Source organism: Pseudonocardia abyssalis (genome assembly GCF_019263705.2).
GTDB classification, from domain to species: Bacteria; Actinomycetota; Actinomycetes; order Mycobacteriales; family Pseudonocardiaceae; genus Pseudonocardia; species Pseudonocardia abyssalis.
The window spans coordinates 1,729,944-1,745,404 of the sequence record NZ_JADQDK010000001.1 but is presented as its reverse complement, the minus strand read 5'-3'; the positions used below and the strand labels follow the sequence as shown (position 1 = coordinate 1,745,404).

General features: G+C 73.9%; 12 protein-coding genes. 8 read left to right on the top strand and 4 right to left on the bottom strand.

The window, feature by feature from the left end; translation table 11 throughout:
- Positions 1-218 precede the first annotated feature (218 nt).
- Entirely contained in the window at positions 219-2,147 is a 1,929-nt protein-coding gene (locus I4I81_RS08355) for an ABC transporter ATP-binding protein (RefSeq protein WP_218616542.1), read from the top strand.
- A gap of 19 nt (positions 2,148-2,166) precedes the next feature.
- Here I4I81_RS08355 and I4I81_RS08350 read toward each other — a convergent pair whose 3' ends face one another.
- On the bottom strand, positions 2,167-2,730 hold the full coding sequence (locus I4I81_RS08350; protein ID WP_185717813.1) for a TetR/AcrR family transcriptional regulator: 564 nt from the start codon (positions 2,728-2,730) through the stop codon (positions 2,167-2,169).
- A gap of 109 nt (positions 2,731-2,839) precedes the next feature.
- On the opposite strand from I4I81_RS08350, the gene egtA reads away from it, so the two are divergent.
- The 5 genes from egtA to I4I81_RS08325 are packed head-to-tail and all read left to right on the top strand — an operon-like array spanning position 2,840 to position 7,814.
- Positions 2,840-4,252: an ergothioneine biosynthesis glutamate--cysteine ligase EgtA gene (egtA, locus tag I4I81_RS08345; RefSeq protein WP_226363828.1), complete on the top strand. Its 1,413-nt coding sequence runs from the start codon at positions 2,840-2,842 to the stop codon at positions 4,250-4,252.
- Positions 4,249-5,598 carry an ergothioneine biosynthesis protein EgtB gene (gene egtB / locus I4I81_RS08340; RefSeq protein ID WP_218615938.1) on the top strand — a complete coding sequence of 450 codons (1,350 nt, stop codon included), beginning with the start codon at positions 4,249-4,251 and terminating at the stop codon, positions 5,596-5,598. The genes egtA and egtB overlap by 4 nt, the downstream gene beginning before the upstream one ends.
- Positions 5,599-5,602: 4 nt before the next feature.
- On the top strand, positions 5,603-6,364 hold the full coding sequence (gene egtC, locus I4I81_RS08335; RefSeq protein WP_218605980.1) for an ergothioneine biosynthesis protein EgtC: 762 nt from the start codon (positions 5,603-5,605) through the stop codon (positions 6,362-6,364).
- Complete coding sequence (egtD, locus tag I4I81_RS08330; RefSeq protein ID WP_218605979.1) at positions 6,361-7,338, top strand: L-histidine N(alpha)-methyltransferase; 978 nt, start codon at positions 6,361-6,363, stop codon at positions 7,336-7,338. The genes egtC and egtD overlap by 4 nt, the downstream gene beginning before the upstream one ends.
- Before the next feature lie 20 nt (positions 7,339-7,358).
- On the top strand, positions 7,359-7,814 hold the full coding sequence (locus tag I4I81_RS08325) for a cupin domain-containing protein (protein ID WP_226363827.1): 456 nt from the start codon (positions 7,359-7,361) through the stop codon (positions 7,812-7,814).
- Between the two features lie 109 nt (positions 7,815-7,923).
- On the opposite strand, the gene I4I81_RS08320 is transcribed toward I4I81_RS08325, so the two are convergent.
- Positions 7,924-9,135, bottom strand: a complete 1,212-nt coding sequence (locus I4I81_RS08320) for an FAD-dependent monooxygenase (RefSeq protein ID WP_218615937.1) — start codon at positions 9,133-9,135, stop codon at positions 7,924-7,926.
- A gap of 113 nt (positions 9,136-9,248) precedes the next feature.
- Between I4I81_RS08320 and I4I81_RS08315 the strand changes: the two genes are divergently transcribed.
- A complete protein-coding gene (locus tag I4I81_RS08315) occupies positions 9,249-10,247 on the top strand; it encodes a TetR/AcrR family transcriptional regulator C-terminal domain-containing protein (protein ID WP_226363826.1) in 999 nt (332 codons plus the stop codon).
- 3 nt (positions 10,248-10,250) lie between these two features.
- Here I4I81_RS08315 and I4I81_RS08310 read toward each other — a convergent pair whose 3' ends face one another.
- On the bottom strand, positions 10,251-10,961 hold the full coding sequence (locus tag I4I81_RS08310) for a sulfite exporter TauE/SafE family protein (RefSeq protein ID WP_218615935.1): 711 nt from the start codon (positions 10,959-10,961) through the stop codon (positions 10,251-10,253).
- Between the two features lie 150 nt (positions 10,962-11,111).
- Positions 11,112-13,919: an aconitate hydratase gene (locus I4I81_RS08305; RefSeq protein ID WP_218604774.1), complete on the bottom strand. Its 2,808-nt coding sequence runs from the start codon at positions 13,917-13,919 to the stop codon at positions 11,112-11,114.
- A gap of 233 nt (positions 13,920-14,152) precedes the next feature.
- Between I4I81_RS08305 and I4I81_RS08300 the strand changes: the two genes are divergently transcribed.
- Positions 14,153-15,457: a C40 family peptidase gene (locus I4I81_RS08300; RefSeq protein WP_218604773.1), complete on the top strand. Its 1,305-nt coding sequence runs from the start codon at positions 14,153-14,155 to the stop codon at positions 15,455-15,457.
- Positions 15,458-15,461: the final 4 nt, after the last annotated feature.

Sequence of the window (15,461 nt, the reverse complement as noted above, 5' to 3'; positions counted from 1 at the left end):
ACCGCGAGGGGCCCCACCCCACCCGGTTGCAGTGGGGTGGCTCCACTCCGACCCGGCTGCAGTGAAGCCACCCCACTGCAGCGCAGGGCGGCGGAGTGCGGCGGGGTGCGGTCGCGGGTGCGGGGCGGGGGAGGTAGGGAGTACAGCAGGGGCGCCGGGTGTTGTGGCTCCGCAGCGCGCACGTCAGGGAGGTGGCCGTGGACCGGCCCGTGGGGATGATGAGCAAGGTCGCGGCCGGGGTGGACGCGCCGCGGTCGGTCGCACCCGGCACGATCCCGCGGATCTGGCGCTTCGCCGCCCCGTACCGCCGGTGGCTGTTCGCGTTCCTGCTGCTCACGGTCGTGATGGCGACGATCGGCGTCGCGACGCCCGTGCTCGCGGGGCAGGTCGTCAACGCGATCGTCGGGGGCGGGACGGCCTCGGCGGCGGCGGCCACCGTCGTCGGGCTGGCGGCGGGCATCGCGGGGCTGGCGATCCTCGAGGCGATCACCGGGCTCGTGTCGCGGTGGTTCTCCTCCCGGATCGGTGAGGGCCTGATCGTCGACCTGCGCAAGGCCGTCTACGCCCACGTCCAGACGATGCCGGTCGCCTTCTTCACCCGCACCCGCACCGGCGCGCTGGTCAGCCGGCTCAACAACGACGTCATCGGCGCCCAGTCGGCGATCACCTCGACGCTGGCCACCGTGCTGTCCAACTCGATCCAGCTCGCCCTCGCGCTCGGCGTCATGCTCACCCTCGCCTGGCAGGTCACGCTGCTGGCCCTGCTGCTGCTCCCGATCTTCGTGCTCCCGGCCCGGCGGATGGGGCGCACCATCGCCGACCTGCGCCGCGAGTCCGCCGACCTCAACGCGGGCATGGGCTCGCAGATGACCGAGCGGTTCTCCGCTCCGGGGGCGACGCTCGTCAAGCTGTTCGGGCGGCCGGAGGAGGAGGCCGCCGACTTCGGGGTGCGCGCCGAGCGCGTCCGCGACATCGGGGTGCGCACCGCGATGGTCTCGCGCGTGTTCGTCACCGCGCTGTCGCTGGTCTCCGCACTGGCGCAGGCCCTGGTCTACGGGCTGGGCGGCTACCTCGCGGTCACCGGGCAGATCGAGCCGGGCACGGTCGTCACCCTCGCGTTGCTGCTCACCCGCCTCTACACGCCGATGACGGCACTGGCGAACGCGCGCGTCGACGTGATGACGGCGCTCGTGTCGTTCGAGCGGGTGTTCGAGGTGCTCGACCTGGCGCCGATGATCCGCGAGCGGCCCGACCCGACGCCGCTGCCCGACGGCCCGGTCACCGTCGCCCTGCGCGACGTCCGCTTCGGCTACCCGAGCGCGGAGCAGGTGTCGCTCGCGTCGCTGGAGGAGGTCGCGGTGCTGGACCAGCGGCCCAGCGAGGAGGTGTTGCACGGCGTCGACCTGGAGGTGGGGGCCGGGCAGCTGCTCGCGCTCGTCGGGTCGTCCGGGGCGGGGAAGTCCACGATCGCCTCGCTCGTGCCGCGGCTCTACGACGTCGACTCCGGGTCGGTGACGCTGTCCGGCGTCGACGTGCGCGACCTGGCCTTCGCCGATCTGCGCGGCGCGGTCGGCGTCGTCACCCAGGACGGGCACCTGTTCCACTCCTCGATCGCGGAGAACCTGCGCTACGCCAAGCCGGACGCCACCGACGCCGAGATCGTCGAGGCCCTGCGCCGCGCGCGGCTCGGCGAGCTGTTCGAGAGCCTGCCCGACGGGCTCGACACGGTGGTGGGGGAGCGTGGCTACCGCCTGTCCGGCGGCGAGCGCCAGCGCCTGACGATCGCGCGGCTGCTGCTGGCCCGCCCGCGCGTGGTGATCCTCGACGAGGCCACGGCGCACCTGGACTCCGAGTCGGAGTCGGCGGTGCAGGAGGCGCTGGTGGAGGCCCTGTCGGGGCGCACGGCGATCGTCATCGCGCACCGGCTCTCCACGGTGCGCCGCGCCGACACGATCGCGGTCGTCGAGCACGGGAGGGTCGTGGAGAGCGGCTCCCACGACGAGCTGATCGCCGCGGGCGGCCGGTACGCGGTGCTGCACCGGACGCAGTTCGCGCAGCAGCCCGACCCTGACCTGCCCGACGGCGGGATCGAGTGCGGCATCGACGGCTGCACCGTGCGGCACAGCGAGGGGCACTTCGTCGGCTGAGGCCCGCGCACGGGCCGCGTCAGCGGCGCACGGCGGTCTCCACCAGGTCGAGCACCGGGCCGAGGTCGTCTGCGGACAGGCCCATCGCGAGGTGCGACACCAGGCCCTCCATCACCAGCTCCAGGTACTGTGCGAGCACCGCGACGGGCACGTCGTCGCGCACCGCCCCGGCCCGGGCCTGGCGCTCCAGGCGGGCGCGGGTGGCGCGGGTCAGGGCCGCGGAGTGGGCGCTCCAGCGCTCGCGGAACTCCGGCTCGGTGCGCAGCCGCCGCGAGACCTCCAGCCGCGTACCGAGCCAGCTGCGCTCGTCGACGGGGTCGGCCAGGAGGTTGCGCATGACCTGCACCAGGCCGTCGGCGGCGACGACGTCGGCCATCCGCTCGGCGTCCTGCTCGGCCAGCGCCAGGAACAGGGCGTCCTTGTCGCGGAAGTAGTGGAAGATCGCGCCGCGGGACAGGCCGGTGGACTGCTCCAGCCGCCGAACGGTGGCGCCCTCGTAGCCGTGCCGCGCGAAGCAGGTGCGGGCCCCGTCGAGGATCTCCTGACGCCGCGCCGCGAGCTGGTCGGTGCTGACGCGGGGCATCGCACCAGGATAGCCACCCAGACGTACGTACGGCTTGGGAAGGATGTCACGTGTTCGTTCGTCGCAGAGCCCCTGCGCGGCGCCCGGTGCGCGGGTAGCGTCGTTCCGCGTGAGTCAGGACGTGTCCTCCGGGATCGACGAGGCGAGGGAAGCCGATCCGGTTCGTCCGGATGCGGGTCCGTCGGTGCTGCACGACTGCGCCGACGCCGAGGCCTACGTCGCGTCGGTCTGTTTCAAGCACGGCCCGCCGCGGCTGATCGGCGTCGAGCTCGAATGGCTGCTGCACCGCAGGGCGGTGCCGGACGCCGCGGCCGACGTCGCAGGCCCCCGTGTCACAGGCCCCCGTGTCACAGGCCCGGATGTCGCGGGTCCCGACCTCGACACTCTCGTGGCCGCACTCGGCCCGCACGCCCCCACCACGCTCGATCCCGGTTCACCGGCCCGCCCGCTCCCGGCCGGCTCCACCGTCACCGTCGAGCCGGGCGGCCAGGCCGAGCTGGCCAGCCCGCCGTTCCCCGCCCTCCCCGCCCTCCTGCGCGCGATCCGCACCGACAGCGCGGCGCTGCTGGGCCGTCTCGCCGCCCACGGGATGGCGCCCCACTCCCGGGCCGCCGACTCGTGGCGCCCGCCCGTGCGCCTGCTGCAGGCGCCGCGCTACCGCGCGATGGAGCAGTCCTTCGACCGCATCGGCCCCTACGGCCGCAGTGCCATGTGCTCCACCGCCGCCGTGCAGGTCTGCCTCGACACCGGGGAGGGTGCCGACGTGGCCCGCCGCTGGGCGGCCGTGCACGCCGTCGGGCCGGTGTTGCTCGCCGCGTTCGCGAACTCGCCCGTCATGCACGGGCGGCGCACGGGCTGGAAGTCGTCGCGCTGGGCCGCGTGGCAGGCGTGCGACCCGGCGCGCACCGGTCCGCCGCCGCTGCACGACACCGACCCCGACGTCGACCCGGCCCCGGGGTGGGCGCGGCGCGTGCTGGCGAGCCCGTTGCTGTGCGTCCGCGGCGCGGACGTGTGGACGGTGCCCCGCGGCGTCACCTTCGGGGACTGGGTGAACGGTGCGCTGCCCACCCCGCCCACCACCGCCGACCTCGACTACCACGTCTCCACGCTGTTCCCGCCGGTCCGCCCGCACGGGTTCCTGGAGATCCGCTATGTCGACGCCCAGGCGGGCGACGGGTGGGCCCTGCCCACCGCGGTGCTCGCCGCGGCCCTCGCCGACCCGGCCACCGTCGACCGGGTGCTGGAGCTGTGCGAGCCCGCCCGCGGGCGCTGGGTCTCCGGTGCCCGCCACGGCCTGGAGGACCGTGTTCTGGCCCGCGCGGCCGCCGGGGTGTTCACCCTCGCGCTGGAACGGCTACCCGGTCTCGGCGCGCCCGACTGGGTGCTCGACGCGCTCGCGACCACGACCGAGCGCCACGTGCTCCGCGGACTGTGCCCCGCCGACGACCCGGCTCCCGGCGACCGCGACGCCGTCACCGCCCCCCGTCTCGAACCGGGGATCCCGGAAGGAGAGACCGAATGAGCAGCACCCTCACCGAGGACGGCGACCCCGAGGCCCTGCGCACCCGGGTGGCCGACCTGCTCGCCGCCTCCCGCGCCCGGAGCACCGCGCTCACCGACGTCGTCGACGAGTCCGATCTCGTGGCCCAGCACTCCCCGCTGATGTCGCCGCTGGTCTGGGACCTCGCGCACATCGGCAGCCAGGAGGAGCTGTGGCTGGTCCGCGACGTCGGCGGCCGCGAACCGCTGCGCCCCGAGATCGACGGCCTCTACGACGCGTTCCAGCACTCCCGCGCGAGCCGCGTCGAGCTGCCGCTGCTCACCCCGGCCGAGGCCCGCACCTACGTCGCCGAGGTCCGCGACAAGGCCCTCGACGCGCTGGGCCGCAGCCCGCTGACCGGGCGCCGCCTGGAGCGCGACGGGTTCGCGTTCGGGATGATCGTGCAGCACGAGCAGCAGCACGACGAGACGATGCTCGCCACCCACCAGCTCCGCGTCGGCGCCCCCGTCCTGCACGCGCCCGCCCCACCCGCCGGGTCCCCGCTGCCGGCCCGCGAGGTGTTCGTGCCGGGCGGCCCGTTCGAGATGGGCACCTCGGTCGAGCCCTGGGCCCTGGACAACGAGCGCCCCGCCCACACCGTCGACGTCGGCGCGTTCTGGATCGACACCGCACCCGTCACCAACGGCGCGTACGCCGAGTTCGTCGACGCCGGTGGCTACGACGACCCGCGCTGGTGGAGCGACGCCGGCTGGCGCCACCGCGTCGGCGCGGGCCTGGCCGCGCCGCAGTACTGGGAGCGCGATCCCGCCGGCACCTGGTTCCGCGACCGCTTCGGGGTCCTCGCACCGATCGTCCCGGACGAGCCGGTGGTGCACGTCTGCTTCCACGAGGCCGCCGCGTACGCCCGCTGGGCCGGCAAGCGGCTGCCCACCGAGGCGGAGTGGGAGAAGGCCGCCCGTCACGACCCGGCCACGGGCCGCACGCGGCGCTACCCCTGGGGCGACGACGAGCCGACGGCGGAGCACGCCAACCTCGGCCAGCGCCACCTGCAGCCCGCCCCGGTCGGCGCGTATCCGCGGGGGGCGTCGCCGCTGGGGGTGCACCAGCTCGTCGGCGACGTGTGGGAGTGGCTCGACACCGGGTTCCACCCGTACCCGGGCTACGAGACGTTCCCGTACCCGGAGTACTCCGAGGTGTTCTTCGGCGGCGACTACCGGATGCTGCGCGGCGGCTCCTTCGGCACCGACCCGTCGGCGCTGCGGTCGACGTTCCGCAACTGGGACCACCCGGTCCGCCGGCAGATCTTCTCCGGCTTCCGCTGCGCCCGGGACGCCTCCGGGCGCGACGCCGCCGAGCGGGGCGCCTGACGGGGTGTGCCGACATCTGGCCTACGTCGGGCCACCGGTGACGCTGTCGTCGCTGGTCCTCGACGCACCGCACTCGCTGCGGCACCAGTCCTACGCGCCCGCCGACATGCGCGGCGGGGGCACCGTGAACGTCGACGGGTTCGGGGCGGGCTGGTACCCCGAGCCGGGTGGTGACGCCCTGCGCTACCGCACGTCGGTGCCGATCTGGGCCGACGACTCGTTCGCGGCCCTCGCCGCAGCCACCCGGACCGGGGCACTGCTCGCCGCGGTCCGGTCGGCCACCACGGGGATGCCGGTCACGCCGAGCGCCAACGCCCCCTTCGTCGACGGGCGGTGGCTGTTCAGCCACAACGGCCGCGTCGCGGGCTGGCCGGACGCCGTGGCCGCGCTGGCGGGCGGGCTGCCGGTCACCGACCTGCTCACCCTCGACGCCCCGACCGACGCCGCACTGCTGTGGGCCCTGGTCCGGCGGCGGCTGCGCGCGGGCGAGGACCCGGCCGCGGTGCTCGCCGGCACCGTCACCGCGGTCGGCGCGGCGGCACCGGGATCGCGGCTCAACCTCCTGCTCACCGACGGTGCGACGGTCTGGGCCACCGCCTGGGACCACGCGCTGTCGGTACGGGTCGACGACGGTTCGGTGCTCGTCGCGTCCGAACCGCTCGACGACCACCCCTCCTGGACCGGGGTGCCCGACCGGCACCTGGTGGTGGCCCGCCCGGGTCGGCACCGCCTGGAACCGCTTCTGACGACAACGGGAGTCCGATGAGTGCCCAGCACGCCCTGCTCGACGTCCACCTCACCGACGGCGACGCCGACCGCGCCCTGCGCGCCGACGCCGCCGCCGGCCTGACCGCCGTGCCGAAGTCGCTGCCGCCCAAGTGGTTCTACGACGCCCGGGGGAGCGCCCTGTTCGAGGACATCACCGAGCTCCCCGAGTACTACCCGACCCGCACCGAGGCGGCACTGCTCGCGCAGAGCGTCGACGAGATCGTGGTGGCCTCCGGCGCGCAGACGCTCGTGGAGCTGGGGTCGGGGTCGTCGTCGAAGACGCGGCTGCTGCTCGACGCGTTCGGGCGCACCGGCTCGCTGCGCCGGTACGTGCCGCAGGACGTCAGCGAGTCGGCGCTGCGCCTGGCGTTGGACGCGCTCGCCGTCGAGTACCCGGACCTGGAGCTGCACGGGGTCGTCGGCGACTTCACCAAGCACCTCGACCGGCTCCCGCGCGGGGGCAGGCGGATGGTCGCGTTCCTCGGGGGCACGATCGGCAACCTCACCCGCGACGAGCGCTACGCCTTCCTCGCGCAGCTCCGCGGGGTGCTGGAGCCGGGGGAGCAGCTGCTGCTGGGCACCGGGCTGGTCGTCGACGAGTCGGTGATGGTGCCCGCCTACGACGACGCGGCGGGAGTCACCGCGGAGTTCAACCGCAACGTGCTGCACGTGCTCAACCGCGAGCTGCGCGCCGACTTCGACGTGGAGGCGTTCCGGCACCGGGCGCTGTGGGACGCGGAGAACAGCTGGATCGAGATGCGGCTGGTCGCGCAGCGGGCGATGACGGTGCGGGTCGCGGAGCTCGACCTGACCGTCGAGTTCGCGCAGGGCGAGGAGATGCGCACCGAGATCTCCACGAAGTTCCGGCCCGACGGCGTGGCCGAGGCGCTGGAGGCCACGGGTTACGAGGTGACCCGTACCTGGACCGACGAGGACGCCCGCTTCGCCCTGACGCTGGCCACCGCCGTCTGATCCCGGGCAGGATCTCCCGCGTGAGCACCGACTGGCGAGACGACGGCGTCCGGGTGATCCCCCCGGACGCCCTCGACACCAACACCCCGCAGACCCCCGGCATGCACCGGGCCGCCGCCGTGACCCACGCGCGGGCCGGCGCGGAGAAGCTGTGGGCGGGCACCGTCACCATCCACCCCGGTGCCCGCACCGGCGCGCACCACCACGGTGAGCTGGAGAGCGTCATCTACGTGGTGCGCGGCCGGGCGCGGATGCGCTGGGGCGCGAACCTGGAGTTCGTCGCCGAGGCCGGCCCGGGCGGGTTCATCTTCGTGCCACCCTGGGTGCCGCACCAGGAGATCAACGCGCTCGACGACGAGCCGCTCGAGTGCGTCCTGACCCGCAGCGGACAGGACCCGGTGGTGGTCAACCTCGACGTCACCGGCGTCGCCGATCCGGAGCACGTGCCCTGGATCGACCCACTGCACCGGGCCTGACCGACCGCGTCCCGCCGTCGGCCGGCGTCATCCAGAAGTCAACGACTCATTGACGCCGTCGTTCCGGCATCGAATCGATGACGCCCGGGGTCGGGCCCGGCCCGGTCGTTCAGGCACGGACCGCGGGCTCGGAGTAGTCGGGCAGCTCGATGGCGTCGGCCTTGGCGAACTGCCGCTCCAGCAACGGCCGTATCGGCCACCGGGTCATGGCCCGCATCAGCGTCGCCTGCCCGCGGATCGCGAACCGGCCGCGCGGGGCGTACCCGCCGACCCCGCCGGGCGGCAGCGTCTGGGCCTGCGCGACGTAGGGTCGCAGCACCTGCTCGTAGCGGTCGAAGGCGACGCGGTGGTCCCCGCCCGCCGCGCCGAGCTCGCCCGCCAGCACGTACGCCCCGACCAGGGCGAGGCTCGTGCCCAGCCCGGTCAGGGGAGTGGGGCAGTAGCCCGCGTCGCCCAGCAGGACCACGCGCCCGCGCGACCAGCGGGGGAGGTGGACCTGCGAGACGGCGTCGACGGCGAGGTCCGGGGCGTGCCGCATCGCCTCGACCAGCCAGCCGGCCCGCCACCCCACGCCGGCGAACCGGGAGGCGAACTCGTCGACCCACTCCGCGGGGTACCGACGGTCGGTCACGGTGCGGGGGTGGGTGTCGGTCCGGAAGCTCAGCCCGGCCTTCGTCTCGTGCGGCAACCGTCCCGGCCGCAGCGACGCGACGAGGCCGCCGGGGGCGTGGTGGGTGAGGTACCAGCCGTCCAGGTCGGGTGCGGCGGGGGCGGTGAACCAGGCGGTGCGGCACCCCAGCGGCCGGATGCCGCCGGGTCCGAACGCCAGCGTGCGGACCGCCGAGTGCAGACCGTCGGCGCCGACGACGAGTCCGAACCGGCGCCGCGGCGCGTGCTCGAACGTGACGACGACACCGTCGGCGTCCTCGTCGAGCGCGGTGACCGTGTCGCCGTGCAGGTGCTCGACGTCGGTGGCGGCACCGGCCAGCACGGCCGCGAGGTCGCCGCGCAGGATCTCGAACTCCGAGACGATGCCCTCGCCGCCGAACGCCTCGACGGGCATCCGCGCGGTCACCCGCCCGCCGGCGTCGACCCAGGCGATGCCGCGCTGGTCGAGCGTGAGGTCGCGGATGCGGTCGGCGAGTCCCATCCGGGCGACGACGGTGCGTCCCGCGCCGCGCAGGTCGACGGCCTGTCCGCCGGTGCGCGGTGTGGTGGCGCGCTCCACGACGGTGACGCGGAACCCGTGCCGGCGGAGCCAGTGGGCGAGGGCGGGGCCGGCGATCCCGCCGCCCGAAATGAGGATGTCGGTGTTCTGCATGGAACGTAACGTACGACGTACACGGTGTTCTATCAACGATGAATTCCCAGCTCAGAGTAGTGATCGTACTAGTGCACTGGCCCTCGGCGGGGAACTGCTGTACTAGTACAGGGGTGACGACGAGCGGTTCTGCGGCCATCACCGGGGAGCTGCGCAGGCGGATCCTGTCCGGCGAGCTGGCGCCGGGGGAGCGGGTGCCGTCGACGCGGGCGATCACGCGCGAGTGGGGGGTCGCCATCGCCACGGCGAGCCGGGTCCTCGCGGCGCTGCAGGCGGAGGGGCTGGTGCGGGCGGTCCCGGGGGTCGGCACGGTCGTCGCCGATCCCGTCGACCCGTCGGTCCCCGTCGTGCCGACCGTCGCCGCGCCACCGTGGTCCCGGTCGCGGGTGCCCGCCGTCGACCGGGCGGTGTCGGAGCAGGTGCTCACACCCGCGCGGATCGTCGCGGCCGCGACGCGGGTGGCCGACGTCGAGGGCCTCGCCGCGCTGTCGATGCGCCGGGTCGCGGCGGACCTCGGGGTCGTGCCCATGGCGCTCTACCGGCACGTGAGCGACAAGGACGACCTCGTCGTGCGGATGCTCGACGACGCGCTGGGGGAGTGGCGCCCGCCGTCGGAGGTCCCGGCCGGGTGGCGCCCGTGCGTCGAGCTCGCCGTGCGGGCGCTCTGGGCGGCGTTCCGGCGCCATCCCTGGCTGGCGCAGGCGCTGTCGATCACACGTCCGCAGCTGATCCCGGCGGGCATGGCGTACTCGGAGTGGGTGCTCGCGGCGTTCGACGGGTACCTGGAGTCCGCGGAGGCGTTCGACGTCCACCTCACCCTGATCAACTTCGTGCGGGGAACGGCGGTCGGCCTGGAGTCCGAGCGCGACGCCGAGGCCGTCTCCGGTCTCGACAGCGAGGAGTGGCTGGCCGAGCAGGAGCCCGCGCTGCACGCGGTCGTGGCGTCCGGGCGCTTCCCGCACCTGCAGCGGATGGTCGCCCAGGGCTACGACGTGGACGTCGACGCGCTGTTCGAGCGCGGGCTGCGCCTGCTGCTCGACGGGCTCGCGGTGCAGCTCGACCTCGCCGCCGATGCCGGCCGCACCGCGGCCCCGCCCTGGGCGCGGGCCTGAGGCTCAGCCGACGGCGGCCTGCACCAGCAGGGCGACGGCTCCGGCGGCGGCCAGGCCCACGACCGCGGGACGGGTCCAGCCGCGGTCGAGCAGGGGGCGGGCGGGGCCGGACAGGGTGAACCCGGCGAGCATGGGCACGAGGAGCAGCGCACCGGCGGTCAGGGCGTGGGCGGTGACCTGGCCGGCGAGGGCGAGCGCGCCGATCGAGAGCAGCGTGCCGGCGGTGAAGTAGGCGGCGAGGGTGGAGCGGACGCGGGGGCCGGTGGCGTCCTGGTAGAGCAGGGCGACCGGCGGGCCGCCGATGGAGGACGCCGTGCCGCCCGCCCCGGACACCAACCCGGCGACGAGCAGGGCCGGCGCGGTCGGGCGGGGCCGCCAGTGGATCACCGAGAGCCCCGCGCACACCAGCACGGTCACCCCGACGACGGCGACGAACGCCCGCGGCGGCAGCGTCGACACGGCGAGTACCCCGATCCCGATGCCGGGCAGCCGCCCGAGCAGGGCCCAGCCGACGCCGCGCCAGTCGGTGTCGCCGAACTCGCGGCGCAGGGTCAGCAGGGCGTGGACCGCGGTGATCATCAGGAGCGGCACGGGGACCAGCGCCGGGTCGAGGATCGCGAGCAGGGGGGCGGCGACCAGGGCCAGCCCGAACCCGACCGTCCCCTGGACCAGAGCCCCGACCGCCACCACGAGCCCCGCCACGACGATCACCACGCCCGCACCGTAGCCGTTCGCCTTCGTTGTCAATCAAACATTGACGCCTTCGAACCGGCAATGAATCGACGACAACCGAACCGCGCCCGGACGGCGAACGGCCGCCGCTCCGGCAGGGGAGCGGCGGCCGTCGGGTCGAGCGGGGAGGGACTAGCTGCGCAGCATGCCGCGCAGCACGTACTGCAGGATCCCGCCGTTGCGGTAGTAGTCGGCCTCACCGGGGGTGTCGATGCGGACGACCGCGTCGAACTCGACGGTCGTGCCGTCGGTCTTCGTGGCCGTCACCGCGACGGTCCGGGGGGTGGAGCCGTCGTTGAGCGCGGTGATACCGGCGATGTCGAAGGTCTCCGTGCCGTCCAGGTGCAGCGACGACGCCGACTCGCCCGCCGGGAACTGCAGCGGGATGACGCCCATGCCGATCAGGTTCGACCGGTGGATGCGCTCGAAGGACTCCACGATCACGGCCTTGACGCCGAGCAGCGCGGTGCCCTTCGCCGCCCAGTCGCGCGAGCTGCCCGAGCCGTACTCCTTGCCGCCGAGCACCACCAGCGGCGTGCCGGCGGCGGCGTAGTTCTGCGCGGCGTCGTAGATGAAGGACTGCGGGGCGTCGTCCTGGGTGAAGTCGCGGGTGTAGCCGCCGCTGACGTCGTCGAGCAGCTGGTTCTTCAGCCGGATGTTCGCGAACGTGCCGCGGATCATGACCTCGTGGTTGCCGCGCCGGGAGCCGAAGGAGTTGAAGTCGGCCTTCTCGACGCCGTTCTCGGTGAGGTACTGCGCCGCGGGCGTGCCGGGCTTGATGGCGCCGGCGGGGGAGATGTGGTCGGTGGTGACCGAGTCGCCCAGCAGGGCCAGCACGCGGGCACCGGAGATGTCGGCGACCGGCGACGGCTCGGTGTCCATCCCCTCGAAGTACGGGGGCTTGCGGACGTAGGTCGACTGCGGGTCCCAGTCGAAGGTCTTGCCCTCCGGCGTGGGCAGCGACTTCCAGCGCTCGTCGCCCGCGAAGACGTCGGCGTAGTCCTTGGTGAACATCTCCTGGCTGATCGAGTTGTCGATCGTCTCCTGGACGTCGGTCGCCGACGGCCAGATGTCGCGCAGGTACACGTCGGTGCCGTCGGGCGAGGTGCCCAGCGGCTGGTTCTCGAAGTCGAAGTCCATCGTGCCCGCGAGGGCGTAGGCGATGACCAGCGGCGGCGAGGCCAGGTAGTTCATCTTGACGTCCGGGTTGATCCGGCCCTCGAAGTTGCGGTTGCCCGACAGCACGCTCACGACCGTCAGGTCGGCCTCGTTGACCGCGGCCGAGATCTCGTCCGAGAGCGGGCCGGAGTTGCCGATGCAGGTGGTGCAGCCGTAGCCGACGAGGTGGTAGCCCAGCTTCTCCAGGTACGGCCAGAGGCCGGCCTTCTCGTAGTAGTCGGTGACGACCTTCGACCCCGGCGCCATCGACGTCTTGACCCACGGCTTGACCGTCAGGCCGCGGTCGACGGCGTTCTTCGCGAGCAGCGCCGCGCCGAGCATCACCGACGGGTTCGAGGTGTTGGTGCAGCTGGTGATCGAGGCGATCACGACGGCGCCGTGGTCGAGCACGAACTCGCCTCGGCTCTCCGAGCGCACGGTCGTGGGCTTGGTCGGGCGGCCGTCGCAGCCGTCGGCGGCGGAGAACACGACGGGCTTCTCGGCGTCGTCGTCGGCGAAGGACAGGCTGGGGGAGTCGCTGGCCGGGAAGGACTCCTCGACCGACTCGTCGACCTTCGTCTCCGGTGCGGCGGCCTCGCCGCCGACGTAGTCGTGGATCGACTTGCGGAACGCCGACTTCGCGTCGGTGAGCTCGATGCGGTCCTGCGGGCGCTTCGGGCCGGCGATCGACGGGACGACCGTGGACAGGTCGAGCTCGAGGGTCTCGGAGAACACCGGCTCGCGGCTCGGGTCGTGCCACAGGCCCTGCTCGCGGGCGTAGGCCTCGGTGAGCTCGAGCTGCTCGGCCGGGCGGCCGGTCAGCTTCATGTAGCGGATGGTCTCGTCGTCGATCGGGAAGATCGCGGCGGTGGAGCCGAACTCCGGGCTCATGTTGCCGATGGTGGCGCGGTTGGCCAGCGGCACCGCTCCGACGCCCTCGCCGTAGAACTCCACGAACTTGCCGACGACGCCGTGGCGCCGCAGCATCTCGGTGATCGTCAGCACGACGTCGGTGGCGGTGGCTCCGGCGGGGATCTCGCCGACGAGCTTGAAGCCCACGACCTTCGGGATGAGCATCGAGACGGGCTGGCCGAGCATGGCCGCCTCGGCCTCGATGCCGCCGACGCCCCAGCCCAGCACACCCAGGCCGTTGACCATCGTGGTGTGGCTGTCGGTGCCGACGAGCGTGTCGGGGTAGGCCTGGCCGCCGCGGGTCATGACCACGCGCGCGAGGTGCTCGATGTTGACCTGGTGCACGATGCCGGTGCCGGGCGGGACGACCTTGAACTCGTCGAAGGCGCCCTGGCCCCAGCGCAGGAACTGGTAGCGCTCCTTGTTGCGGCTGTACTCGAAGTCGACGTTGCGCTCGAACGCGTCCGGGGTGCCGAACACGTCGATGATCACCGAGTGGTCGATGACCAGCTCGGCCGGGGCGAGCGGGTTGACCTTCGACGGGTCCCCGCCCAGCTCCGTGACGGCCTCGCGCATGGTGGCGAGGTCGACGACGCACGGCACGCCGGTGAAGTCCTGCATGATCACCCGGGCCGGGGTGAACTGGATCTCGGTGTCCGGCTCGGCCGACGGGTCCCACCCGGCGAGCGCGCGGATGTGGTCGGCGGTGACGTTGGCGCCGTCCTCGGTGCGGAGCAGGTTCTCCAGCAGCACCTTGAGGCTGAACGGGAGCTTCTCGGACCCCTCGACGGCGGAGAGCCGGAAGATCTCGTGCTCGGCGCCGCCGGCCTGGATGGTCCCTCTCGCTCCGAAGCTGTCGGTGCTGGCCACTGATGTCCTCCTGCGGTGGTGGGCGCGGGTTCGTCGGAGTCTCGCCTACTGCACCCGTGGCGTGTACGAGACCCCTCTCCCCCCAAATAGTACGCTTGTCCGGTTAAATGGTCAGCGTGAGGTCCGCCCCATGGGGGGAGTTCGGGTCACGCCCGCGCGTGGCAACCCGACGGCGGGCCCCGGTGATGGCACAGTCGCCCCGTTCGGTCGGGTGATCAAGAAGGGCTGTCGGGGTGCGCGGATCCGTGCGGGTGGTCGTCGTGCTGTTGCTCGTCGCCCTGCTGGGGGGGACGTCGCCCGCGTTCGCCCAGCCGCCGCCGCCGCCCAACCCCAGCGACGACGAGCTGAGCTCCAGCCAGCAGGCCGTGCAGGACCGGGCGGCCGAGGTCGGTTCGCTCACCAACCGCCTCGCCGAGCTGGACGCGCAGGCCGACGACCTGGCCGTGGAGCTGGTCGGGCAGCGCGAGAACGCCGAGGCGGCGTTCGCCGACCTGGAGGTCGCGCAGGGCGCGGCCGCCGACGCCGGGCAGCGCGCCGAGGCCGCACGCGTCGCCACCGACGCCGCCACGGTCGCGATCGACCAGGCCAGGGCCCGCCTCGACGACTTCGTCACCGCGACCTACCAGGAGGGCCTCGACACCGGCCCCCTCGGACTGCTGACCTCCTCGGAGACGCCCGAGGAGCTCGTCGCGCGCGTCGAGTTCACCGACCTCCTCGCCCGCGCGCAGCTCGCCGCGCAGGACGGGCTGGAGCGCGCCCGCGTCGACAAGGCCAACGCCGACTCCACCGCCCGCGCCCTGCTCGAGGAGGCGCAGGCCCGCGAGGCCGAGGCCGCGCGGGCCAAGGAGAGTGCCGACGCCGCATACGCCGCCGCCGACGCCGCGGCCACCGCCCAGGCGTCGCTGCTCGCCGGGGTGCAGGCCGAGCGCGCACAGGTCCAGGCCCTTCTCGACGCCGCGGAGTCCTCCGACGCCGGGCTCCGTGACCAGCGCGCCCGCTACGACGAGTGGCAGCGGGTACTGGCCGAGCAGGAGGCGGCCCGGCAGCGTGCCGAGCGGCAGGCCGCGGCGGCGCGCGAGGAGGCGTCGTCCTCGTCCTCGGTCGCCGCCCCGCCCCGCGCCGGCGCGGGATCCGTGCAGCGGGTGATCGACCGGGCGGTGTCGCAGATCGGCGTGCAGTACGTCTGGGGCGGGGGCAACGGCCGCGGCGCCACCACCGGCATCCCCGGGCCCGCGGGCGACCCGGGCAACCGCGTCGGCTTCGACTGCTCCGGCCTGATGCTCTACGCCTTCAACGGCGCGGGCGTGTCCCTGCCGCGGGTGAGCCGCAACCAGTTCAACTCCGGGCGCCGGGTCCCGATCTCCCAGCTGCAGCCCGGGGACATGGTGTTCTACAAGAAGGGCCGCGCGCCGATCCACCACGTCGCCATGTACATCGGCGACGACCGGATGATCGAGGCCCCGTACACCGGGTCCGAGGTCCGGATCGTGCCGCTGCGCCGCAAGGACCTGGTGCCCGAGGCCGCGCGCGTCCTCTAGGCCC

Coding starts and splice junctions, on each gene's coding strand:
- I4I81_RS08355 (WP_218616542.1), top strand. CDS start 219: ATGAGCAAGGTCGCGGCCGGGGTGGACGCGCCGCGGTCGGTCGCACCC.
- I4I81_RS08350 (WP_185717813.1), bottom strand. CDS start 2,730: ATGCCCCGCGTCAGCACCGACCAGCTCGCGGCGCGGCGTCAGGAGATC.
- egtB (WP_218615938.1), top strand. CDS start 4,249: ATGAGCAGCACCCTCACCGAGGACGGCGACCCCGAGGCCCTGCGCACC.
- egtD (WP_218605979.1), top strand. CDS start 6,361: ATGAGTGCCCAGCACGCCCTGCTCGACGTCCACCTCACCGACGGCGAC.
- I4I81_RS08320 (WP_218615937.1), bottom strand. CDS start 9,135: ATGCAGAACACCGACATCCTCATTTCGGGCGGCGGGATCGCCGGCCCC.